The sequence below is a fragment of the Streptomyces sp. NBC_00637 genome (genome assembly GCF_045161545.1).
GTDB lineage: Bacteria > Actinomycetota > Actinomycetes > Streptomycetales > Streptomycetaceae > Streptomyces.
Map to the genome: position 1 here is coordinate 6,575,733 of NZ_CP109046.1, position 22,358 is coordinate 6,598,090.

Here is a 22,358-nt window from a genome sequence, read left to right on the forward strand (position 1 = left end):
GTCCTCTCCTGCATGATCGGAGATCGCGTCAAGGGAGACCGGGTGATCCGCACCGCCGTTCCCGCGGAGGTGGACAGGGTCGTCGCGCTGCACGCGCGCGCCCGGGCCACGTACTACCCCGTCGGGGTACCGCAGGACGGCACCGACTGGCTCGCCGCCTGGCGCGCGGCCGTCGGGCGGCCCGACGGGCATGTGCTGTGCGTCGTCGAGCGGGGAGGACTCGTCGGCCTCGCGTCGTTCCGTACACCGGAGGGCGCGCCCGCGCACACGGTCAAACTGTTCCAGTTCCACGTCGACCCCGACCACTGGCGTGCGGGGATCGGTACGGCTTTGCACGCGGCCTGCGTCGAGCAGTGGCGGGCGGACGGCCGGCGGACAGCCGTCCTGGACGTACACGTCGACAACCGGCGCGCCCAGGCCTTCTACGCCCGGCAGGGCTGGAGCCCGGACCCGGAGAACCCGCCGGCCGAGGGCGAGCACCACGTCTGGCTGAGGTACACGGTGCCCGCGGGGTGACCGGGGAATGAAACGCTCTGCTTGAACGTTCATGCACTCGCCGGAGGGAACCCTCCGTGCGGACCTCCCGCGGGGGGAGCTCCGTACCAGCCGCCCGACCTGGAGAGAGCCGAGACATGCGCGTCGAGATCTGGAGCGACATCGCCTGCCCCTGGTGCTACGTGGGCAAGGCCCGCTTCGAGAAGGCGCTCGAGGCCTTCCCGCACCGCGACCAGGTCGAGGTGGTGCACCGTTCCTTCGAGCTGGACCCGGGCCGCGCCAAGGACGACGTCCAGCCCGTACTGGCCATGCTCACCAAGAAGTACGGGATGAGCGAGGCGCAGGCGCGGTCCGGCGAGGAGAACCTGGGCGCCCAGGCCGCCGCCGAGGGCCTCGACTACCGCACCCGGGACCGCGACCACGGCAGCACCTTCGACATGCACCGGCTGCTGCACTTCGCCAAGGAGCACGGCCGGCAGGACGAACTGATCCAGATCCTCTACCGGGCGAACTTCGCCGAGCAGCGGTCCGTCTTCACCGAGGGCGACGAGCGGCTCGTGGAACTGGCCGTCGAGGCCGGTCTCGACGCCGGGGCCGTCCGCGAGGTCCTCGCCGACCCGGCCGCCTACGCCGACGAGGTCCGCGCCGACGAGCGCGAGGCCGCCCGGCTCGGCGCGAACGGGGTGCCCTTCTTCGTCCTGGACCGCGCCTACGGCGTCTCCGGGGCCCAGCCCGCCGAGGTCTTCACGCAGGCCCTCACCCAGGCCTGGGAAGCCCGCTCCCCGCTGGAACTGATCGACGACGGCGGCGCGCAGGCCTGCGGCCCGGACGGGTGCGCGGTCCCGCAGCAGTGAAAACCGCAGGTGAGAGCCGATATATAAGTGCTCCTTAGCGGAATCACGTAAAAATCGGCAATGGACGGGGGGTTCCGGGGGTCCCACAGTGGACCCATGGAGACCTTCGAGAGCCTCGTCCGTGCCGAGTTCACCCCGAAGACCACGTACCTCAACACGGCGAGCAACGGCCTGCTGCCGGCCCGTACCGTCGCCGCCCTGCACGAGGCGGCGCTGCTGCGCGCCGAGGGCAGGCCGCTGACCCCGCTGCACGAGGACGTCGAGGCCTGCCGGGCCGCGTACGCCCGGCTGGCCGGCGTTCCGGTCACCCGGGTGGCGCTGGGCGCCTCGGTCGCCGCGCACACCGGCGTGATCGCCGCCTCGCTGCCCGCGGGCGCGGAAGTGCTCACCGCCGAGGACGACTTCACCTCCGTGCTCAACCCCTTCCACGTCCGCGGGGACCTCAAGGTTCGCGCCGTCCCGCTGGAGCGGATCGCCGAGTCGGTCCGCCCCGGCACGGCACTGGTCGCGCTGAGCGCCGCCCAGTCCGCCGACGGCCGGATCGCCGACCTGCCCGCCCTGCGCGAGGCGGCCCGGACGCACGGCGCACGCACCTATGTCGACTTCTCGCAGTCCGCGGGCTGGCTTCCGGCCGACGCCGACGCCCACGACTTCTCCGCCGCCGTCTCCTTCAAGTGGCTGCTCGGCCCGCACGGCGCGGCCTTCCTGGTGGTCCCGGAGGACTTCGGCGGGCTGTCACCGGTCCTCGCGGGATGGGTGGCCGGCGAGGAGCCCTGGGACAGCTGTTACGGTCCGGTGGCCGAACTCGCCCACTCGGCGCGGCGGTTCGACCTGACGCACGCCCTGTTCAGCTACGCGGGACTGCGCCGCTCCCTCGCGCTGGTGGAGGAACTCGGCGTGGCGGCGATCGGCGCCCACGACCTCGCCCTCGCCGACCGGTTCCGCGCCGGACTCGCCACGCTCGGTCACCGGCCCGTCGCCGCGCCCGGTTCCGCGATCGTCTCGGTGCCCGGACTCGGCTTCCGTCAGGCCGAACTGGCCGCCGCCGGCATCCAGGTCTCCGACCGCTCCGGCAATCTGCGCGCCTCCTTCCACCTGTACAACACGGCCGCCGACGTCGACCGCCTGCTGAACGCCCTGGCGGCCTGAGGCCCCCGAACGCCCGCAGGCCCGGACGCCGCCACCCGATGCGGGTGGCGGCGTCCGGGCCTGCCGACGCGGCCGGCGGGTGACAGGCGGTCAGCGCACCGGGGTGAAGTCCCGCGCGCCGATGTACTCCGGCCTGCGGACCGGGGCCGCGAACGGCTCCACGGCCGTGTTCTCCACGCTGTTGAACACGATGAACACGTTGCTGCGCGGGAACGGCGTGATGTTGTCGCCGGACCCGTGCATGCAGTTGCAGTCGAACCAGGTCGCCGAACCGGCCCTGCCCGTGAACAGCTTGATGCCGTAGTCGCCGGCCATCGCGGTCAGCGCCTCGTCCGACGGGGTGCCCGCGTCCTGCATCTGGAGCGACTTCTTGTAGTTGTCCTCGGGCGTCGCCCCGGCGCAGCCGAGGAACGTCCGGTGCGAGCCCGGCATGATCATGAGCCCGCCGTTGGTGTCGAGGTTCTCGGTCAGCGCGATCGACACGGACACCGTCCGCATGTTCGGCAGACCGTCCTCGGCGTGCCAGGTCTCGAAGTCGGAGTGCCAGTAGAAGCCCCCTGCCCCGAAGCCCGGCTTGACGTTGATCCGCGACTGGTGCACGTACACGTCCGAGCCGAGGATCTGCCGGGCCCGGCCCACGACCCGCTCGTCGCGGACGAGCGCGGCGAACACGGGACTGAGCTTGTGCACCTCGAAGACGGAGCGGATCTCCTTGGACTTCGGCTCGACGATCGACCGCCCGTCGGCCCGGATCTCCGGGTCGGCGACCAGTCGCTCCAGCTCACGCCGGCAGACGGCCACCTCGTCGTCGCCGATCAGCTGGTCGACGGCGAGGAAACCGTCGCGCTCGTACTCCTGGAGCCCGGCCGCCGGGATCGGGCCCGGCGTGTCGGGGGAGCCCCAGACGACGGGGTCCCGGCGCGGCACGGACACCTCGGTGGTGCCACGGGTGGGGTAGAGATCGGTGAGGGTGGTCACGATGCTTACACCTCCTCGGGCTCGGTGAGCAGGGGGTACACGCCGTTCTCGTCGTGGTCCTCCCGGCCCGTGACGGGCGGGTTGAACACGCAGATGCAGCGGAAGTCCTCCTCGACGCGCAGCGTGTGCCGCTCGTGCCCGTCGAGGAGGTACATGGTGCCGGGCGTGATGCTGTGCGTCCGCCCGGTCTCGTGGTCGGTCAGTTCGGCCGCGCCCTCGACGCAGACGACGGCCTCGATGTGGTTCGCGTACCACATCGACGTCTCGGTACCCGCGTACAGAATCGTTTCGTGCAGCGAGAACCCGACGCGTTCCTGGGCCAGCACGATGCGCTTGCTCTCCCAGGTGCCGGACGCCGCCCGCACATGCCGGTCGGTGCCTTCGATGTCCTTGAACGAACGGACGATCACGGTGGTGCGATGCCTCCTAGGTAGGGGATACGGGGTCCGAGGGCGTCAGACGGTCTCCCGCACGGCGCGGGCGATGACACTGAGGCCCTCGTCCAGTTCCTCGGGGGTGATGGTCAGGGCCGGCAGCAGTTTGACGACCTCGCTCTCCGGGCCGGACGTCTCGATCAGCAGCCCGAGTTCGAAGGCCCGCTTGGCGACCCGTCCGGCCCGCGCCTTCTCGTGGAACTCCAGGCCCCACACCAGACCGCGGCCCCGGTACTCCTTGACGTCGGCGAGGTTCTCCTCGGTGATCGAGATGAGCCCCTGCTCGATCTGCTCGCCCCGCGCCCGGGTCTGCTTCTCCATCGCGGACCCGTCGGCCCAGTACGTCTCGAGCGCGGCGGTGGCGGTGACGAACGCCGGGTTGTTGCCGCGGAAGGTGCCGTTGTGCTCACCCGGCTCCCACACGTCCAGCTCGGGCCGGAACAGGCAGAGCGACATGGGCAGTCCGTAGCCGCTGATCGACTTGGAGACGGTCACGATGTCCGGGACGATCCCGGCCTCCTCGAAGGAGAAGAAGGCCCCGGTGCGCCCGCATCCCATCTGGATGTCGTCGACGATCAGCAGCATGTCCTGCCGCTCGCACAGTTCCTTGAGCGCCCGCAGCCACTCCGGACGCGCGACGTTGATGCCGCCCTCGCCCTGCACGGTCTCGACGATCACGGCGGCGGGCTTGTTGAGGCCGGACCCCTGGTCCTCCAGCAGCCGCTCGAACCACAGGAAGTCGGGGATCTGGCCCTCGAAGTAGTTGTCGAACGGCATGGGCGTGCCGTGCACCAGCGGGATCCCGGCCCCGGCCCGCTTGAACGCGTTGCCGGTCACCGCGAGCGACCCGAGGGACATCCCGTGGAAGGCGTTGGTGAACGACACGATCGCCTCGCGCCCCTTCACCTTGCGCGCCAGCTTCAGGGCCGACTCCACGGCGTTGGTGCCGGTCGGGCCCGGGAACATCACCTTGTAGGGCAGGTCACGCGGCCGCAGCACCAGATCCTGGAAGGTCTGGAGGAAGGTCCGCTTGGCCACGGTCGACATGTCGAGCCCGTGCGTGACGCCGTCCCGCATCAGATAGTCGACCAACGCCCGTTTCAGCACCGGGTTGTTGTGGCCGTAGTTGAGGGACCCGGCACCCGCGAAGAAGTCCAGGTAACGGTGACCGTCCTCGTCGTACATCCGGCTGCCCTGCGCACGGTCGAAGACGGCGGGCCAGCCGCGGCAGTAGCTGCGTACCTCGGACTCGAGGGTCTCGAACACGCTGAGGTCGGGCTGGGTGATGGTCACGACGAAAACGCTCCTCGGGGTGGGGGTCGTCAGGAGGGACGGGCGAAGACGGGGGGAGTCAGAAGGTGAGGGGGCCGATCCGGTACAGGACCTCGGGGTCGTGCGGGCCGTCGGGGAACAGCCCGGCGTCGAACAGCACCTCACGGGTGACGGTCGCCCCGTGCCGGTCGGCGTACGAGGTGAACAGCCGCTCGGAGGCGGTGTTGCCCGGCGTGATGGTGGTCTCCACGGCGGTGAGCGGGCGTCCGGCCGCGATCCGCGCGGTCAGTCCGTCCAGCAGCGCGGCGGCGAGGCCGCGACCACGGTGCGCGGCGTCGACGGCCACCTGCCAGACCAGCAGGGTGTGCGGGTCCTCCGGCCGTATGTATCCCGTGACGAACCCGACCGGCTCGCCGGCCTCCGCGCGGGCCACCGCCGTGGTGTCGGCGAAGTCACGACACCACAGCAGATAGCTGTAGGAGGAGTTCAGGTCGAGCGTTCCGGAATCCTTCGCGAGACGCCAGAGCGCCGCGCCGTCTTCCACCGACGGGCGGTCGATACGTAGGTCTGCTTGTGCGGCAGTCATGCGGATTGAACTTACCCAGGGAAATTCGAAAACGCATGGAGAGGCCGTGGTGATTCCGTGATGCCACGGGGGCGTGTTGCCGTTTCATCCGCTTTTGCACCGCATGAAAGGTGCATATCGACCCGCTTGTGCAATGCGTCACGCATTCGGAGCGCGCCCGAAATTTCCCGCGTTTAGGTGCGGGGAATCCGGGCAGGAGAACTCAGGAAACCTATCGCCGGGAAGTTCCTCGAAAAGCGGGCCTTTAAAGGGATCGAAAGAAATTCGCGAATTACCTTGAATTCAGACTCCGGTCACCCCGTCGATACGCTCCCGGAGAATGTCGGCGTGACCGTTGTGCCGGGCGTACTCCTCGATCATGTGGATCAGCACCCAGCGCAGACTCACCTCGAGCCCGGCCATCGGGCCGTCGGGGAGCCGGCCGGTGGCGTCCAGTGGCCGCCCGGCGATCAGCTCCCGCCCGCGCGCGATCTCCCGCCGCCAGACGGTCAGCGCCTCGTCGAGGCCCCGCCCGGCGTCGAGGGCGTACCCGGTCGCCTCCTCGAAGACGGGTGGCACATCGAGGCCGGCGAACGCCCGCTGGAACCAGTTCCGTTCGACCTCGGCGAGATGCTGGACCAGGCCGAGCAGGGTCGACTCGGACGGCTCGGCGGCCGGTCGCCGCAGCTGTTCGTCGTCCAGCCCCGCGCACTTCAGCTCCAGCGTGGCCCGGTGGAACTCCAACCAGCTTTCCAGCATGGGAAGTTCGTCACCGGTCAGCAGGGGGACGGGGCGGCCGTCGGGGAGGGTGAGGGGAGCGTCGGTGGTCATGCGGGGCAGCATGCCAGGCGGCACCGACAAGCAGGTCGCGTCGGCCCGTCCGGCGGCGGACGGGCGGCGGCTACCGCCAGGCGCCCTCCACCGCCCGCCGGGCCCCTTCCTGATCGACGTCCAGCCCCTTCTCCGCCAGCGCGGAGCCCAGCGCCGCCAGGCACCCGTGCACCAGGCCGACGGTCGCGTCGCCCCCGTAGTGGTTGACCCGGATCATCTCCTCGGCCAGTGCGCCCCCGCCCGCGGCCAGCGGCAGCGTGGGGTCGCCGGCCAGCGCCCGGGCCACCAGCTCCGAGGCCACCACCCCCGGCGGCGTCCGCAGCGTCGTCGCGACGGGCGCCGCGTCGGCCGCGTCGTACACGTACGGCTCCAGACCGCCGCCCAGCGCGACCGCGCCCGCGCGCGTCGCGGCGGCGGCCGAGGCGTGCCGGGCCATCACCGTCTCCAGCCCCTCCGCCTCGATCCGCTCCACGCACGCCTCCAGGGCCAGCATCTCCAGCTGTGCCGGCGCGTGCAGCAGCGCCTTGCGGCCGCCCTCGACCCAGCGCTCCTTCCAGTCCAGCAGGGAGAGGTACGACCGGCGCGGCGCCCTCGGGTTCGCGGCCATCCGCGTCCACGCCCGCTCGCTCACCGACACCGCCGACACACCCGCCGGACCGCCCATCGCCTTCTGCGCGCCGATCACGCACAGGTCCACGCCCCACGCGTCCGGCAGCACCGGCTCCGCGCCGATCGAGGCCACCGCGTCCAGGTAGAAGAGCGCGCCGTGCTCCCGCACCACCTCGCCGATCTCGGCGACCGGGTTGGTGTTGCCGGTCGCCGCCTCCGCGTGCACCAGCGACACGAAGTCGATCGCGGGGTGCTCGGCGAACGCCTCGCGGATCTGCGCGGCCGTCACCGCCGTGTGGAAGGGCACCGCCAGGTCGATCACCGTGGCACCGCAGTCCCGCAGCCAGTCCCCGAAGGTCTGCCCGTACGGGCCGGTGATCACGTTCAGCGCGGTCGTGCCCGGGCCGGCGGCGGCGCGGATGGCGCCTTCGAGGGGCAGCAGCGCCTCGCCCTGCATGATCACGACGTCCTGCCGGGTGTCCAGCAGCCGGGCCACCCGGTCCTCGATCGAGGCGAAGCGTGCGGCACTCAGCGGGGCGAGGTCCAGGAACGGGTGTGTCACGGCGGTGCTCTCTTCGCTCACGGGGTACAGGTGACGAGACTAACCGGCACGTGTCCCCCTCTCCCCGCCCTCCCCACTGATGACTTCGTAGGTCGTACGGCCCGGCAGCCATCGGTTTGGTTTGAGTGCCTCAAACTTCTCCTTATAATCGGAACCCACAGTTCCCTTACAGGAAGGCCCGCCGTGAACAGCCACCCCGGCCGCCGGACCCGCGTCCTGGCCGCCACCACCGTGACGGCCGGACTGCTGCTCGTCGCCGCCTGCACCTCCACCGACGACGGCGGCAGCGGCTCCAAGACCGCCGCCGGCGGGGTCGAGCTCGTCAAGGCGGGCCAGCTCACCACCTGCACCCACCTGCCCTACCCGCCCTTCCAGTCGGAGGTCGACGGCAAGGTGCAGGGCTTCGACGTGTCCCTGATCGACCTGGTCGCCGACGACCTGGGCGTGAAGCAGGAGATCCTCGACACGCCCTTCGAGAACTTCAAGACCGGCGCCTTCCTCAACTCCGGCACGTGCGACCTGGCCGCGGCCGGCATGACCATCACCGACGAGCGCAAGAAGAACGTCGACTTCTCCGACCCGTACTTCGAGGCGACCCAGGCCGTCCTGGTCGACAAGGGCGCGGGCGTCACCTCGCTCGCCGACGTGAAGTCCAAGGGCGTCAAGCTCGGCGCCCAGGCGCAGACCACCGGCGAGGACTACGCCAAGAAGCAGGGCTTCGACCCGGTCTCCTTCGAGTCCTCCGACGCCGTCCTCAACGGTCTGCGCACCGGCCAGGTCAAGGCCGTCATCATCGACTTCCCGGTCGTCCAGGGCTGGCTCAAGGACAAGGCCAACGCCGACGCCTTCAAGGTCGTCGACAACCTCAACACCGGCGAGCAGTACGGCTTCACGGTGAAGAAGGGCAACAGCAAGCTGGTCGCCGCCATCAACAAGGCGCTGACGGACGCGAAGGCCGACGGCACCTACAAGAAGCTGTACGAGAAGTGGATCGGCCCCTACGACGAGTCGGCCGCGTCCCCGTCGGCCGCCGCCTCGGCCTCCTGACCCCATGGCCGATACCGACGTACGACTCCAACCGAAGAAAAAGGGCCTCACCCGGCGTCAGAAGCGGCGCCTCTCGCGCGGCGCGCAGTACGTCGTGTTCGTCGCCGCCGTGATCGTCTTCGCGGTCACGGCGGACTGGGGCCGGCTGAAGAACCAGTTCGCCCAGTGGGACATCGCGCGGGAGATGTTCCCGGACGTCATCACGCTGGCGTTGAAGAACACCGTCCTGTACACGGCGTCCGGCTTCGTCCTCGGGCTGGTGCTCGGTCTGGTCATCGCCCTGATGCGGCTGTCCTCCGTCGGCCCGTACCGCTGGCTCGCCGGTGTCTACATCGAGATCTTCCGCGGCCTGCCCGCCCTGCTGATCTTCGTGTTCATCGGCGTGGCCGTGCCGCTGGCCTTCCCCGGCACGGAGATCGTCGGCGGCACCTACGGCAAGGCGGCCCTCGGACTCGGCCTGATCGGGGCCGCGTACATGGCGGAGACGTTCCGCGCGGGCATCCAGGCCGTGCCCAAGGGGCAGCTGGAGGCGGCCCGGTCGCTGGGCTTCTCGCCCGGCCGCGCGATGGTGTCGGTCGTCATCCCGCAGGCGTTCCGGATCATCCTCCCGCCGCTCACCAACGAGCTGATCATGCTCTTCAAGGACTCCTCCCTGGTGCTGCTCCTCGGGGTGACGCTGGAGGAGCGCGAACTGTCCAAGTACGGCCGTGACCTGGCCAGCACGACCGCCAACTCCACGCCGATCCTGGTCGCCGGCCTGTGCTACCTGCTGGTGACCGTCCCGCTCGGCTTCGTCGTGCGGCGCATGGAGGCCAAGGCCCAGGAGGCCGTGAAATGAGCCGACCGGAGATCGAAGTCCGCGACCTGCACAAGTCGTTCGGCGCCAACGAGGTGCTGCGCGGCATCGACCTGGAGATCGGCCGGGGCGAGGTCGTCTGTGTGATCGGCCCGTCCGGCTCCGGCAAGTCCACGCTGCTGCGCTGTGTGAACCTGCTGGAGGAGCCCACCAAGGGGCAGGTCTTCGTCGGCGGCACCGAACTCACCGACCCCGACGTCGACATCGACGCCGTACGCCGCCGTATCGGGATGGTCTTCCAGCAGTTCAACCTGTTCCCGCACCTGTCGGTGACCGAGAACCTCACGCTGCCGCAGCGCCGGGTGCTCGGGCGCGGCAAGGCGGAGGCGGCGAAGGTGGCCGCCGAGAACCTGGAGCGGGTGGGCCTGTCGGAGAAGGCCGCCGCCTATCCCGCCTCCCTCTCCGGCGGCCAGCAGCAGCGCGTCGCGATCGCCCGCGCGCTGGCGATGGGCCCCGAGGTGATGCTCTTCGACGAGCCGACCTCGGCCCTCGACCCCGAGCTGGTCGGCGATGTCCTCGCGGTCATGCGCATGCTCGCCGACGAGGGCATGACCATGATGGTCGTCACGCACGAGATGACCTTCGCCCGCGAGGTCGCCGACCGGGTCGTCTTCATGGACGGCGGGGTGATCGTGGAGGACGGCACCCCGGCCGCGGTCATCGGGAACCCCGGCCACGAGCGCACCCGCCACTTCCTGTCCCGTCTCCTCGACCCGGCGATGGCCGAGTTGCCAGAAGACGGCAGGGAGGGCGCCTCCGGCCGGGCGGACGGCAGCGCGGACGGCCGGGCGGGGGACCCGAAGGGCGGCCCGGAGCAGTAGCTAGGGTGCACCGCATGAGCGATCGCGCGGTGCTGCACGTGAAGGGCCGGATCCTGACCGGATCCGACGAGGTCCGCGACGGGCTGTGGGTCGTCGACGGACGGGTCTCCTACGACCGTCCCGTCGGCGCCCGCGACGTGCGGACCGTCGAGGGCTGGGCGCTGCCCGGCCTGGTCGACGCCCACTGCCATGTGGGCCTGGGCGCGCACGGGCCCGTCGACGCGGACGTCGCCGAGAAGCAGGCGCTGACCGACCGCGAGGCGGGAGCCCTGCTGATCCGTGACGCCGGCTCGCCCTCGGACACCCGCTGGGTCGACGACCGCGAGGATCTCCCGAAGATCATCCGGGCGGGCCGGCACATCGCCCGCACCCGTCGCTACATCCGCGGCTTCGCGCACGAGATCGAGCCGGACGAGCTGGTCGCGTACGTCGCCCGGGAGGCCCGGCGCGGCGACGGCTGGGTCAAGCTGGTCGGCGACTGGATCGACCGCGAAGTGGGCGACCTCGCCCCCAGCTGGCCCCGGGAGGCGGCCGAGGCGGCCATCGCGGAGGCCCATCGCCTGGGCGCGCGGGTCACGGCGCACTGCTTCGCCGAGAACTCGCTCCGCGACCTCGTCGAGTCGGGCATCGACTGCGTCGAGCACGCGACGGGCCTGACCGACGAACTGATCCCGCTGTTCGCGTCACGAGGCGTGGCGATCGTGCCGACCCTCGTCAACATCGCCACCTTCCCCCGGCTGGCGGCCGGCGGCGAGTCCCGGTTCCCGCGCTGGTCGGCCCATATGCGCCGGCTCCACGAACGCCGCTACGACACCGTCCGCTCCGCCTACGACGCCGGCATCCCGGTCTTCGTCGGCACGGACGCCGGCGGCACACTGCCGCACGGTCTGGTGGCCGCGGAGGTCGCGGAACTGGTGACGGCGGGCATCCCGCCGCTGGCGGCGCTCTCGGCGACCACCTGGGGCGCCCGCGAGTGGCTCGGGCGCCCGGGGCTCGTGGAGGGCGCTCCGGCGGACCTGGTGGTCTACGAGAGCGACCCGCGCGCGGACGTACGGGTGCTGGCGGCTCCGCGCCGGGTGGTACTCGACGGCACCGTGGTGAGCTGAAAGCGCTGTGCCAGGGGCGGTTGCGGGGAACGTGCGTGCCGTCGGATTCGAAGACACGCACGGAAACCCCACGTTGGAGTGAACTCGCGTCACCCTGCTGACCGTTCACCCCTCGTACGTAATTCTTGCGGGGTCCCGAAGCATTTCTCTTCTGGGGGTCCCACCCTTGAACGGCAACAACTTTCCGCTGCCCGCACGCGCCCGTCGCGCCGCCACCGTCGTCGCGGTCACGGCCCTGGCCGCGGGTCCCGCGGCCCTGGCGGGCGCGGGCACCGCCCACGCGACGTCCGGCCAGGGCCGGGCGAGCGCGTCCGTCCTGCGTACCGACCTCGACGTGGCCCTGCTCCACAAGACCGTCGACATCCCGCTGGCCGTCTCCCTCAACGAGGTACGGGCTCCGCACAGTGCCGACAGGACCGCGCTGTCGGCCGAGTTGCGGGGGGTCGACGGCGGAAGGCCGTTCAGCGTCCTGCGCGCGGACGTCGCCGAGGCGAAGGCGACCGTCGACGGCGGCAGGGCCGAGGCCTCCACCCGCCTGACCCACGCGAAACTGCACGTGCCCGGCCTGCCCCTGCTCTCCCTCGTCGAGGTCGGCACGGTCACCTCCAGGGCGACCTGCGAGGCCGGCGAAGCGCCGGTCGCCGTCTCCAACCTGCTCGGCTCGGTGACGGTCCTGGGCAAGAAGGTGTCGGTGAGCACCGGCGGCACGACGGACGTGAAGGTGCCGGGCGTGGGCGAGGTCCGCCTGGACCTGTCGAAGCGCGAGACCACCTCCCGCACGGCCGCCGCCACCGCCCTGGAACTCACCGTCTCCGTCGACCCGTCGCGTCTCGGCGTGGCCGAGGTCACCGGCACCCTGACCCTGGCGAAGGCCACCTGCGAAGCCCCCGCCGAACAGGAGCAGGGCGAGGAGCAGGACCCGGGCGAGGACCAGGAGCAGGACCAGGGCGCGGTACAGGACGAAGGCGCGGCACAGGACCAGGGCGCGGCACAGGACCAGGGCGCGGAGCCGGCCGCCGGGCCGAGCGCCGCCCCGGCCGGAGACGTCAAGGCACAGGGCGCACCCGCCCGGGCCGACCTGGCGCGGACCGGTGGCGGCTCGACCACCCCGTACCTCGCGGGCGGCGCCGTGGCGCTGCTGGCCGCGGGCGGGGGAGCGGTGGTACTGGCCCGCCGCCGCGGCTGACCGGACAGGGCACGGGGTACGGGGTACGGATCCGGGACGTCCCACCCGAGTCCGTACCCCGCACCCCGCCGTCCCGCCCGTGTCATCCGCCCGCGCAGTCACTCCTCACCGGGTGAGGGCCAACGCCTGGTCCAGCGCTTGGAGGAAACGGTTCACCGTCGTCCGGTCCCGTACCGCCAGCCGCAGCCACTCCCCGTCCAGCCCCGGGAAGGTGTCGCCGCGCCGGACCGCGAACCCCAGGGCGCGCAGCCGCCCGCGGACGGCGGCGGCCCGGGGCAGCCGCACGAGGACGAACGGCCCCTGCGCGGGACCCACGACCCGTACCCCGTCGTCGGCGAACTCCTCCAGACCGGCCACGAGATGCGCCCGGTCCGCGGCGACGCGGTGGGCGGCGTGCGCGGCCTCCGCCAGCGCCTGCGCCCCCATGCACGCCTCCGCCGCCACCAGTGCGGGCGTGGACACCGGCCACAGCGGCTGGGCCCGCTCCAGGTCGGCGACGGTCTCCGGCGCGGCGAGCACGTAGCCGATCCGCAGCCCGGCCAGTCCCCAGGTCTTGGTCAGGCTGCGCAGGACCACCAGGCCCGGCACGTCCGTGTGCCCGGCGAGAGCCTCCCGCTCGCCCGGCACCGCGTCCATGAACGCCTCGTCGACCACCAGCGTCCGTCCGGGCCGGGCCAGCCGCCGGATGGTCCGCGCCGGGTGCAGCACCGACGTGGGGTTCGTCGGATTGCCGACCACCACCAGGTCGGCCGTCTCCGGTACGGCCGCCGGATCCAGCCGGAAGCCGTCCTCGGCCCGCAGCACCACCCGGTCCACGCTGTGCCCGGCGTCCCGCAGCGCCGCCTCCGGCTCCGTGAACTGCGGGTGCACCACGACCGGCCGCCGGACCTTCAGGGCGCGCGCCAGCAGCACGAACGCCTCCGCCGCGCCCGCCGTGAGCAGCACCCGCTCGACGGGCAGCCCGTGCCGCGCCGCGACCGCCGCCCGCGCGGCCCGCCCGTCCGGGTAGGCCGCCAGGCCGTCCAGGGAAGCGGCGACGCGCTCCCGGAGCCAGCGCGGAGGGGTGTCCGCGCGGACGTTCACCGCGAGGTCGACGAGCGCCGAGCCGTCGTCGCGCACCTCGGCGTCCCCGTGATGGCGCAGGTCGTGGCCGTCGCGGTGCGCCTCGGCGGGCCCCTCAGTGCGCATGGGAGTGCGCGGGTCCGTGATGGTGGTGCCCGTCGTGGTGGTGCCCCTCGTCGTCCGGGTGGAAGTGCGGCTGCTGGGCCAGCCCGACCTTGTCCTCGAAGCCCGGCAGCGCGATCCGGTACACGCACGAGTCGCAGTTCATCCGCAGGTCGCCCTTGACGGCCTCCTCGTACCGTTCCATCACCAGGTCGAGCAGCTCCGGCTCCGGACCGATGACGTCCGCCGAGCGCACCTCGACCTCGGGGTGCGCGGCCGCCCAGCTCTCGGTCTGGTGCCGTACCCGATCGGGCAGGATCCCGGTGAACAGGAAGTAGGGGAGCACGACGATCCGCTTCGCCCCCAGCTTCACGCACCGGTCGAGTCCGCTCGGCACGTCCGGCGCGGCCAGCGACACGAACGCGGTCTCCACGCCCGCGTACCCGCGCCCCTCCCACAGCAGCCGCGCCGCCTTGTACACCTCGGCGTTGGCGTCCGGGTCCGTCGAGCCGCGCCCGACCAGCAGCACGGTGACGTCGGCCAGGTCCCCGGGGGTGCGCCCCGCGGTGCCCAGGGCCTCCTCCAACCGCCGCTCCAGCACGGTCAGCAGCGCCGGGTGCGGGCCCAGCGGACGCCCGTACGTGTAGGAGATCCCCGGGTGCCGCTCCTTCTCACGGGACAGCGCCGCCGGGATGTCGCCCTTGGCGTGCCCGGCGGACACCAGCATCAGCGGGACGGCGGCGAACCGCCGTACACCACGCTCCACCAGCTCCGTCACCGCATCGCCCAGCGGCGGCGGGGACAGCTCGATGAAGCCGCCCGCGACGGGCAGTTCGGGATGACGGCGGCCCAACTCCCGTACGAAGTCACGGAACGCCTCGGCTCCGGCCTCGTCCCGGGTGCCATGGCCGGCGATGAGCAGGGCGGGCGGCGGGGTGATCACTTTTTCTCCTCGTAGGGCGAAGCGGGGGACGAAAGGGGGGTGTACAGCAGGGCGTTGAGGGCGGCGGCGGCGACCGCCGACCCGCCCTTCTCGGACACGTTGCTCACGGCGGGCAGGCCGCTCTCGCGGAGCGCGGCCTTCGACTCGGCCGCCCCGACGAAGCCGACGGGCAGGCCGATGACCAGCGCGGGGGAGGCGTCCAGTGTCAGCAGCTCCTCCAGGGCGGTCGGCGCGCAGCCGATCACCCAGAGCGCGCCGGGCCCGACCTCCTCGTACGCCAGCCGGATCGCGTGGGCAGACCGGGTCAGTCCGGGACCGGACCTGGCGTCCCCGAGACGGCAGACGGTGTCCCGCCGGGTGATCCCCGCGGCCACCATCTGCACGTCGACGACGACGGGCGCCCCGGCGTGCAGCGCGGCGTGCGCCTTCGTCAACTCGTCCTCGTCCAGGACGAGATCGTCCGCGTACTCCAGGTCGGCGGCGGAGTGGACGACCCGCTCGACCACCGCCCGGCTCAGCGGCGCGAAGTGCGAGGTGTCCAGGCGGGCGCGCAGCCGCCGGAAGGACTCCTGCTCGATCGGATGGACCACACGGTTCACAGGGCGCCCTCCTGGGAGCTTTCCCGAGAGCTCGCGGGGGAGCTGTCGGTGGTGTTCTCCTGCCAGCGGTAGCCACGGGGCGTCACCATGCGTCCCGCGATGTTCCGGGTCGCCGTGTTGCCCACGGTCACGACCGTCATCATGTCGACCCACGCCGGGTCGAGTTCCGCGAGCGACGTCAGCCGCGCGGTGCCGTCCGGGCGGGAGGCGTTGCGCACCACACCCACCGGCGTCGTCGGCTCCCGGTGCCCGGCGAGGATCGAGAGCGCCTTGGGCAACTGCCAGTCGCGGCCCCGGGAACGGGGGTTGTAGAAGGTGACGACGATGTCCGCCTCGGCCGCCGCCCGCACCCGTCGTTCGATGACCTCCCACGGCGTGTGCAGATCGGACAGGCTGATCGACACATGGTCGTGGCCCAGCGGCGCGCCGAGGATCGCACCGGCCGCGAGCGCGGCGGTCACCCCCGGCACCCCGACCACGTCGATGTCGTCGGACGCCTCGGCGAGCGCGGGGGAGGCCATCGCGTACACGCCCGCGTCCCCGCTGCCGATCAGTGCGACGCTCCGCCCGCGCCGGGCCTCGGCCACGGCGGTCCGGGCCCGTTCCTCCTCGGCGCCGAGCCCCGACTCCAGGATCCGGGTGCCGGGCCGCAGCAGGTCGCGGATCTGGTCGACGTACTGGTCGAGGCCGACGAGCACCGCGGCCCGCTCCAGCTCCGCCTTCGCGCGCGGCGTCAGCAGGTCCCGCGCCCCGGGCCCGAGCCCGACGACCGCGAGCCGTCCCCGCCCGGGACGCCGTACGACGGCACAGGTGGCCATCGCGGGCCGCCCGTCCGCACGCTCCGACTTCCTTTTGGGGACGAGGAGTTCGCCCCCGCCGACCAGAGCGGCCGCCTCCGCGACGGAGGGCGTGCCGACGGCGGCGAGCGGCGCGTCGGACGGGTTCGGCACCTCGACGGCGGCCAACTCCCCGGCGGAGTACGTCACCACGGGCACGCCGAGCCGCCGGGCCGCCTCGACGATGCCCGGCTCCTCCGCCTTGGCGTCGACGGTCGCCAGCTCGGCGAGACTGCGGACGGACAGTCCCGCCTCCCGCAGCACGCCCTCGACCAGGTCGAGCACCTCGTCGACCGGGGCGCCCCTGGACGCCCCGACACCGACGACGAGGGACGGCGGACGCAGCAGCACCTCGCGGGCGGCCGGCGCGACGGCGCGGTCCGTGAGCCGCACGGTGTACTCGCCCCGGTCCGCGAACGGCACCGGCGGCAGCGGCCACGGCACCTCGGCGGCCAGCGCGACCGGCTCGCCGTCCAGCAGCGCCCGCGTCACGCCGGCCACATCGCCCTCCACGGGAAGGCCGAGCGTGTCGAGACCGGGGATGCCGACGGCGTCCGTGGCCGTGGTCACCACCGGCCGCGCACCCAGCAGGGCGCCGACGGCCAGCGCGAGTTCGTTGGCCCCGCCGGCGTGTCCGCCGACCACCGGGACGGCGAAGCGCCCGGCCTCGTCGACGCACACCACACCCGGGTCGGACGTCTTGTCGGTCAGCAGAGGCGCGACCAGCCGGACCACCGCCCCGGTCGCCAGGAAGCACACGAGCTGCTCGCACTCGGCGAACGCCCGCCGGACGGCGTCCCCGACCGGGCCGTCGTACACGCGGGTGCGGTCCGGCCAGGCCGTGGCCAGCCGGTCGCGCGCCGCCGCCCCCGCCGCGGTGGCGGAAATGAGGCCGATCACAGGGCTACTCCTTCTCGATGGACAGGGTGCGCGCCGACGGCGTCTCTCACACCCCACAGCAGGAAAACGGGATTGGTCGCGGCCAGCCGGGTGACCTCGCCCGGCAGCGGCGCGAGGCGCGAGGAGTGCAGCAGCACACCGTCGCAGTCGAGCCCGGCGTCGCCGAGCGCGGCGCGTACCGCCGGGACCCGGTCCAGCGCGGCCATCGCGACGACCACGGTCCGCCGGGCCCGCCGCGCACACTCCGCGACGATGCCGGGCAGCTCGCGCCCGCCGCCGCCGACGAACACGGCGTCGGGATCGTCGAGTCCGGCCAGCACGCCGGGCGCGCCGCCGTGCACCACGTGCACGTCGACGCCGTGCGCCTCGGCGTTGGCGCGGATCCGGGCGACCCCGTCCGCCGCCTTCTCGACGGCGCTGACGGCGGCGCCGAGCCGCGCGCACTCCACGGCCACGGACCCCGACCCGGAGCCCACGTCCCAGACCAGGTCGCCGGAGCGCGGCCCGAGCCGGGCCAGGGCCAGCGCCCGTACCTCGAACTTGGTGATCATCGAGTCGCGGTGGGCGAAGGCGCCCTCGTCCAGCGCCCACCCGGCGGGGCCGGCCCCGGGCCCGGCCAGCGTCCGTACCGGACCGATCGTCCGGCTCTCGTCCAGGCACAGGACGACGCTCACCGCCGTACCCCAGTCGCGTCCGGCGGCCTCGCCGGGGGAGACGCGCTCCACGCGCTCACCCGCCCGGTCGCCGAGCGCGGAGGCCACGACGAGCACCCGCCCGGGCGCGGTGCGCGCGAGCGCGGCGCCCAGCTCGGCGGGCCCGGCGCCCGGCCCGGTCAGCACGGCGACCTTCGGGTGCGCCCGGCAGACGTTGACCGCCGTCCGCGGATCCCGTCCGTGCGCGCTGACGACGACGGCGTCGTCCCAGGTCAGCCCCAGCCGCGCGAAAGCGGTGGCCACGGAGGAGACACCGGGCCTGACGTCCAGCCGGTGCGCCCCGAACCGTTCGGCCAGCGCCCGCACGATCCCGAAGAAGCCGGGGTCGCCGGAGGCCAGCACGACCACGCGCCGGTCCTTCCCGACGTACTCCTCCATGGCGTCGAGGGCCGGCGCCAGCGGACCGAGCACGATCCGCTCGACGGACGCCGGCAGGCCCGCGGCGTCCAGATGGCGCCGCCCGCCCACGACGAGCCCGGCACCGGCGAAGACCTCCCCGCCGGGCGCCGTGCCCGTGCCCGTGCCGACGACGGTGATCAGCCCTCTCACGTGCTGGCACCCCGTGTCCGCAGCGCCCGGCGGGCCTCCGGGTCGGCCTTGCGATAGCCGTGGAAGTGACCGGGGTGGTACAGGTGCGAGCGGGTGCCGTGCGCGTCGAGGGCCGGGCCGACCAGGAAGAGCGTGTGCTTCCAGAGCTTGTGCTCCTTGACGGTCTCCTCCAGCGTCTCGATCGTGCACTTCACGACCAGTTCCTCCGGCCAGGTCGCCTGGTAGGCGACGACCACCGGGGTGGCGGTCGGGTAGCCGCCCTCCAGCAGCTCCCGCACCAGCTGACCGCTGCGGGCGGCCGACAGGAAGACCGCCATGGTCGTACCGTGCTTCGCGAACTCCCGCACCTCCTCGCCGGGCGGCATCGGCGTCTTGCCGCCGCCGAGCCGGGTGAGGACGACCGACTGCGCGACCTCGGGGATCGTCAGCTCGCGCCGGGCGAGCGCGGCGACGGCGGAGAAGGAGGACACCCCGGGCACGATCTCGGTGTCCACACCGATCTCCTCGCACCGGTCGAGCTGCTCCTGCGTACCGCCCCAGAGGGCGGGGTCGCCCGAGTGGATGCGCGCGACCTTCAGCCCCTCCCTGCGGGCCCGCCCGTACACGGCGACGACGTCCTCCAGGGACATGGTCGCCGAGTCGAGGATCTCCGCGCCCTCGCGCGCGTGCTCGAGAACCTCCGCCTGGACCAGGCTCGCGGCCCAGATCACGACGTCGGCGTCGGCGATGGCACGCGCGGCGCGGAACGTCAGCAGGTCGGCGGCGCCGGGGCCGGCACCGACGAAGGTCACCTTGCCGGTGGGGGCATCGGCCATGGGTTCGGGTCCTCTCATAGCGGTCTTTGTCCGTGTTTTCCGGCGTCAGTGCGCGACGCGGATGTGCGCGATCCGGGGTTGATCGGATAGCAAGGGCCTATGGCGGTCTTCGTCGCGCTCGGCGCGTTCCTCATGACGCTGGCCGGCGGCTGGACGGCACAGCGCGTCACCGACCGCCGCCACCTGGTGCTGGGCCTGGCCGGCGGCCTCATGCTGGGCGTCGTCGGCCTCGATCTGCTGCCGGAGGCCCTGGAGGCGGCCGGCACCGAGGTCTTCGGCGTTCCGGCCGCACTGCTGCTCTTCGTGGCGGGCTTCCTGCTGGCCCATCTGGTGGAACGTCTGCTGGCGGTGCGCCAGGCCGCGCACGGCGCCGAGGAGCACGACGGCAGGGCCCCCGAGGTCGGCCTGACGGCGGCCGCGGCGATGGTCGGCCACAGCGCCATGGACGGTGTGGCGATCGGCGCGGCCTTCCAGGTGGACGGCGGCATGGGACTCGCCGTGGCCCTCGCGGTCATCGCCCACGACTTCGCGGACGGCTTCAACACCTACACGATCACCAGCCTGTACGGGAACGACCGCCGCAAGGCCCTGGCCATGCTGTTCGCGGACGCCGCGGCACCGGTCGTCGGCGCCGCCTCGACGTCCTTCGTCACCATCCCCGAACCGGCGCTCGGCGCCTACCTGGGCTTCTTCGGCGGCGCGCTCCTCTACCTGGCCGCCGCCGAGATCCTCCCGGAGGCGCACCACGAACACCCCGCCCGCTCGACCGTGCTGTGCACGATCGCGGGCGCGGCCTTTATCTGGCTGGTGGTGGGCCTGGCCTCGTGAGCCGGCGGCGGACGGACTCACAGTTTGCCGCCCCGGCCGCCCTCGCGCCGCGCGGGCGCGATGAGCGTGGACAGGTAGGGAAGCGGCTCGCCGTCCTCCAGCTCCCCGGCGGGCCGGATGGACTCCTCCGCCAGCCCGAGCGCCGACCCCCACACGGCGTCCCCGATCCGCCCGGTCTCCCGCAGCGCCTCGGCGACCTCGGCGGCCTGCCGTCCGAACTTGTAGGCCACGACGGTCCCCGGCCCGGCGAGCGCGTCCTTCAGCACGGCCGAACCCGCGGTCACCGGCACCAGCGTCAACGGCTCGGTGCCCTCGGTCAGCACGGCACCCGACCGCGCCGCGAGATCCTGCATGGCGGTGATTCCCGGGACGGTCTCGATCACCACGCCCGGCACCGAGTCCACGATGGTCTGCGCGAGGTAGGTGAAGGTGGAGTACACGTTGGGATCGCCGATGGTCGCGAAGGCGACACCGCCGTGCCGGCGCAGCAACGCGGCGACCCGCTCCCCGGCCGCGTCCCAGGCGGCCTCCCGGCGCGCCCGGTCGGTCCGCTCGTTGAGCGCGAAGACCACCCGGACGATCTTCTCGGCCGGCACGTAGTGCAGCACGGTGGCCTCGGCCCGACCCCGTTCCCCGCTGTCCAGCACGGGCACGACGACGACCTCGGCGGCCCGCAGCGCGTTGACACCCTTGACGGTCACCAGCTCCGGATCCCCGGGGCCCACCCCGACTCCGACCAACCTGCTGCTCATGACGTCCGGCACCTCTCCACGAACCGACGGGCCACACCGGGCTCGGACGCCCAGTGCGTGTGCAGATAACTCGCGTGCACACCGCGCTCCACAAAACCTTCGACCCGCCGTGGGGCCAGCACTCCCCAGGCGGGAGCCGTCCCCGAGCCGGGCTCGACGACGGTCCGATGGAACTCGTGCCCCCGCATCCGGGTCCCGGCCACGGCCAGCACGCTGTCGCTCACGGCCACGGCGTCCCGATACCCGAGCGTGAGCCGCTCGCTCATCCGCGCGGTGGCGTCCAGCACCCCGCACAGGGGCTGCCCGTCCAGCTCCCGGCACAGGTACAGCAGCCCGGCGCACTCGGCGGCGACCGGCGCACCGGACTCCGCGAGCGCGGCCACCTCCTTGCGCAACGCCTCGTTCGAGGACAACTCGGCGGCATACACCTCGGGAAACCCGCCCCCGATCACCAGCCCGGCGGTCCCTTCCGGCAGGCGTTCATCCCGCAGCGGATCGAAGACGACGACCTCGGCCCCGGCGGCACCGAGCAACTCGGCATGCTCGGCATAGGAGAAGGTGAACGCGGGCCCCCCGGCGACGGCCACGGTCACCTTGTGCCCCCGACCGGCTCCCTCCAGCCCGTCCGGCGTCCGAGGACGAGGCCCTTCGGGCCGAATGCGGGGGTCCGGGGGCGCAGCCCCCAGGGACGACGGGACGGGAAGGGGCGGCGCGGGCGAGGAGACCAGCGGCGGGAGCGAGGAGGCCAGGGCCTCGGCCGCGTCCCAGGCCGCTCCCGACAACACCCCCGCGGACCGCGCCAGCGCGACCAACGCCTCGAGATCGCATCCCCGGGAAACCTGCTCGGCCATGGCCGCGACGGAGTCCACCGCAGAAGCCCGCCGCTCGGCGACCGGCACCAGCCCCAGATGCCGCGACGGCGTATCCACCCGGGCCACCCGCCGCAACACCCCCAGCACAGGCACCCCGGCCGAGTCGAGCGCCTCCCGCAGCAACTCCTCGTGCCGGTCGGAAGCGACCTTGTTGAGGATCACGCCCCCGATCCGGACCTCCGGATCCCAGGACGCGAACCCGTGCACGAGCGCGGCCACGGACCGCGACTGCGACGACGCGTCGACCACGAGGACGACCGGCGCCCGCAGCAGCTTCGCCACGTGGGCGGTGGACGCCAGTTCACCCTCTCCGGCGGCCCCGTCGAACATCCCCATGACCCCCTCGACCACGGCGATGTCGCATCCGCGCGCGCCGTGCGCGAACAGCGGACCCACCAGCTCGGGCCCGCACAGATACGCGTCGAGGTTGCGGCCCGTCCGCCCGGTCGCGAGCGAGTGGTACCCGGGGTCGATGTAGTCCGGCCCGACCTTGTGCGGGGACACGGCGAGTCCCCGCGCGGTGAGCGCGGCCATCAGCCCGGTGGCGACGGTGGTCTTGCCGCTGCCGGAGGAGGGCGCGGCCACGACCAGCCGGGGGACGGAGGACGGCGAGGTCAGCACG

At 72.8% G+C, this 22,358-nt stretch carries 23 protein-coding genes; 9 read left to right on the forward strand and 14 right to left on the reverse strand.

Annotated features, from left to right (window positions below; genetic code table 11):
* Positions 1–12 precede the first annotated feature (12 nt).
* From OG440_RS28850 to OG440_RS28860, 3 genes are all read left to right on the forward strand, one after another.
* On the forward strand, positions 13–516 hold the full coding sequence (locus tag OG440_RS28850) for a GNAT family N-acetyltransferase (RefSeq protein ID WP_406009693.1): 504 nt from the start codon (positions 13–15) through the stop codon (positions 514–516).
* Positions 517–632: 116 nt separating this feature from the next.
* Complete coding sequence (locus OG440_RS28855; protein WP_406009694.1) at positions 633–1,349, forward strand: DsbA family oxidoreductase; 717 nt, start codon at positions 633–635, stop codon at positions 1,347–1,349.
* Between the two features lie 96 nt (positions 1,350–1,445).
* Complete coding sequence (locus OG440_RS28860; RefSeq protein WP_406009695.1) at positions 1,446–2,498, forward strand: aminotransferase class V-fold PLP-dependent enzyme; 1,053 nt, start codon at positions 1,446–1,448, stop codon at positions 2,496–2,498.
* Positions 2,499–2,588: 90 nt separating this feature from the next.
* Here OG440_RS28860 and thpD read toward each other — a convergent pair whose 3' ends face one another.
* The 6 genes from thpD to OG440_RS28890 all read right to left on the reverse strand — a co-directional run bounded on the left by thpD (position 2,589) and on the right by OG440_RS28890 (position 7,749).
* A complete protein-coding gene (gene thpD / locus OG440_RS28865; RefSeq protein WP_406009696.1) occupies positions 2,589–3,476 on the reverse strand; it encodes an ectoine hydroxylase in 888 nt (295 codons plus the stop codon).
* Positions 3,477–3,481: 5 nt separating this feature from the next.
* Complete coding sequence (locus OG440_RS28870) at positions 3,482–3,886, reverse strand: ectoine synthase (RefSeq protein WP_406009697.1); 405 nt, start codon at positions 3,884–3,886, stop codon at positions 3,482–3,484.
* A gap of 45 nt (positions 3,887–3,931) precedes the next feature.
* On the reverse strand, positions 3,932–5,203 hold the full coding sequence (gene ectB / locus OG440_RS28875) for a diaminobutyrate--2-oxoglutarate transaminase (protein ID WP_406009698.1): 1,272 nt from the start codon (positions 5,201–5,203) through the stop codon (positions 3,932–3,934).
* 58 nt (positions 5,204–5,261) lie between these two features.
* Positions 5,262–5,768 carry a diaminobutyrate acetyltransferase gene (gene ectA / locus OG440_RS28880; protein ID WP_406009699.1) on the reverse strand — a complete coding sequence of 169 codons (507 nt, stop codon included), beginning with the start codon at positions 5,766–5,768 and terminating at the stop codon, positions 5,262–5,264.
* Positions 5,769–6,050: 282 nt separating this feature from the next.
* Positions 6,051–6,578 carry a DinB family protein gene (locus OG440_RS28885; RefSeq protein WP_406009700.1) on the reverse strand — a complete coding sequence of 176 codons (528 nt, stop codon included), beginning with the start codon at positions 6,576–6,578 and terminating at the stop codon, positions 6,051–6,053.
* Positions 6,579–6,648: 70 nt separating this feature from the next.
* On the reverse strand, positions 6,649–7,749 hold the full coding sequence (locus OG440_RS28890) for a pyridoxal-phosphate-dependent aminotransferase family protein (RefSeq protein ID WP_406011487.1): 1,101 nt from the start codon (positions 7,747–7,749) through the stop codon (positions 6,649–6,651).
* A 183-nt stretch (positions 7,750–7,932) separates the two neighbouring features.
* Between OG440_RS28890 and OG440_RS28895 the strand changes: the two genes are divergently transcribed.
* From OG440_RS28895 to OG440_RS28915, 5 genes are all read left to right on the forward strand, one after another.
* On the forward strand, positions 7,933–8,796 hold the full coding sequence (locus tag OG440_RS28895; RefSeq protein WP_406009701.1) for a transporter substrate-binding domain-containing protein: 864 nt from the start codon (positions 7,933–7,935) through the stop codon (positions 8,794–8,796).
* A gap of 4 nt (positions 8,797–8,800) precedes the next feature.
* Positions 8,801–9,634 carry an amino acid ABC transporter permease gene (locus tag OG440_RS28900; RefSeq protein WP_406009702.1) on the forward strand — a complete coding sequence of 278 codons (834 nt, stop codon included), beginning with the start codon at positions 8,801–8,803 and terminating at the stop codon, positions 9,632–9,634.
* Positions 9,631–10,473 (forward strand): amino acid ABC transporter ATP-binding protein, encoded by an 843-nt coding sequence (locus OG440_RS28905; RefSeq protein WP_406009703.1) that lies wholly within the window; start codon positions 9,631–9,633, stop codon positions 10,471–10,473. Before OG440_RS28900 ends, OG440_RS28905 begins: the two co-directional genes overlap by 4 nt.
* Before the next feature lie 14 nt (positions 10,474–10,487).
* The gene (locus OG440_RS28910) at positions 10,488–11,579 is read left to right on the forward strand and encodes an amidohydrolase family protein (protein WP_406009704.1); all 1,092 of its coding nucleotides are present in this window, start codon (positions 10,488–10,490) and stop codon (positions 11,577–11,579) included.
* A gap of 166 nt (positions 11,580–11,745) precedes the next feature.
* Positions 11,746–12,765 (forward strand): SCO1860 family LAETG-anchored protein, encoded by a 1,020-nt coding sequence (locus tag OG440_RS28915; RefSeq protein WP_406009705.1) that lies wholly within the window; start codon positions 11,746–11,748, stop codon positions 12,763–12,765.
* A 105-nt stretch (positions 12,766–12,870) separates the two neighbouring features.
* Here OG440_RS28915 and cobC read toward each other — a convergent pair whose 3' ends face one another.
* Genes cobC through cobM form a run of 6 tightly spaced genes read right to left on the reverse strand, consistent with a single transcriptional unit; the run spans position 12,871 to position 19,284 of the window.
* Complete coding sequence (gene cobC / locus OG440_RS28920; protein WP_406009706.1) at positions 12,871–13,953, reverse strand: Rv2231c family pyridoxal phosphate-dependent protein CobC; 1,083 nt, start codon at positions 13,951–13,953, stop codon at positions 12,871–12,873.
* Positions 13,943–14,872 (reverse strand): sirohydrochlorin chelatase, encoded by a 930-nt coding sequence (locus OG440_RS28925; RefSeq protein WP_406009707.1) that lies wholly within the window; start codon positions 14,870–14,872, stop codon positions 13,943–13,945. Before OG440_RS28925 ends, cobC begins: the two co-directional genes overlap by 11 nt.
* Positions 14,869–15,471, reverse strand: a complete 603-nt coding sequence (locus OG440_RS28930) for a precorrin-8X methylmutase (protein WP_406009708.1) — start codon at positions 15,469–15,471, stop codon at positions 14,869–14,871. The genes OG440_RS28925 and OG440_RS28930 overlap by 4 nt, the downstream gene beginning before the upstream one ends.
* Positions 15,468–17,207 carry a precorrin-3B C(17)-methyltransferase gene (gene cobJ / locus OG440_RS28935; protein WP_406009709.1) on the reverse strand — a complete coding sequence of 580 codons (1,740 nt, stop codon included), beginning with the start codon at positions 17,205–17,207 and terminating at the stop codon, positions 15,468–15,470. The genes OG440_RS28930 and cobJ overlap by 4 nt, the downstream gene beginning before the upstream one ends.
* Complete coding sequence (cbiE, locus tag OG440_RS28940; RefSeq protein WP_406011488.1) at positions 17,204–18,460, reverse strand: precorrin-6y C5,15-methyltransferase (decarboxylating) subunit CbiE; 1,257 nt, start codon at positions 18,458–18,460, stop codon at positions 17,204–17,206. The genes cobJ and cbiE overlap by 4 nt, the downstream gene beginning before the upstream one ends.
* A gap of 5 nt (positions 18,461–18,465) precedes the next feature.
* Positions 18,466–19,284: a precorrin-4 C(11)-methyltransferase gene (cobM, locus tag OG440_RS28945; protein ID WP_406009710.1), complete on the reverse strand. Its 819-nt coding sequence runs from the start codon at positions 19,282–19,284 to the stop codon at positions 18,466–18,468.
* A 99-nt stretch (positions 19,285–19,383) separates the two neighbouring features.
* On the opposite strand from cobM, the gene OG440_RS28950 reads away from it, so the two are divergent.
* A complete protein-coding gene (locus tag OG440_RS28950; protein ID WP_406009711.1) occupies positions 19,384–20,112 on the forward strand; it encodes a ZIP family metal transporter in 729 nt (242 codons plus the stop codon).
* Positions 20,113–20,129: 17 nt separating this feature from the next.
* Here the strand turns inward: OG440_RS28950 and cobI are convergent, their stop codons facing one another.
* Positions 20,130–20,864 (reverse strand): precorrin-2 C(20)-methyltransferase, encoded by a 735-nt coding sequence (cobI, locus tag OG440_RS28955; protein ID WP_406009712.1) that lies wholly within the window; start codon positions 20,862–20,864, stop codon positions 20,130–20,132.
* Entirely contained in the window at positions 20,861–22,357 is a 1,497-nt protein-coding gene (locus OG440_RS28960; RefSeq protein ID WP_406009713.1) for a cobyrinate a,c-diamide synthase, read from the reverse strand. The genes cobI and OG440_RS28960 overlap by 4 nt, the downstream gene beginning before the upstream one ends.
* Position 22,358 lies beyond the last annotated feature (1 nt).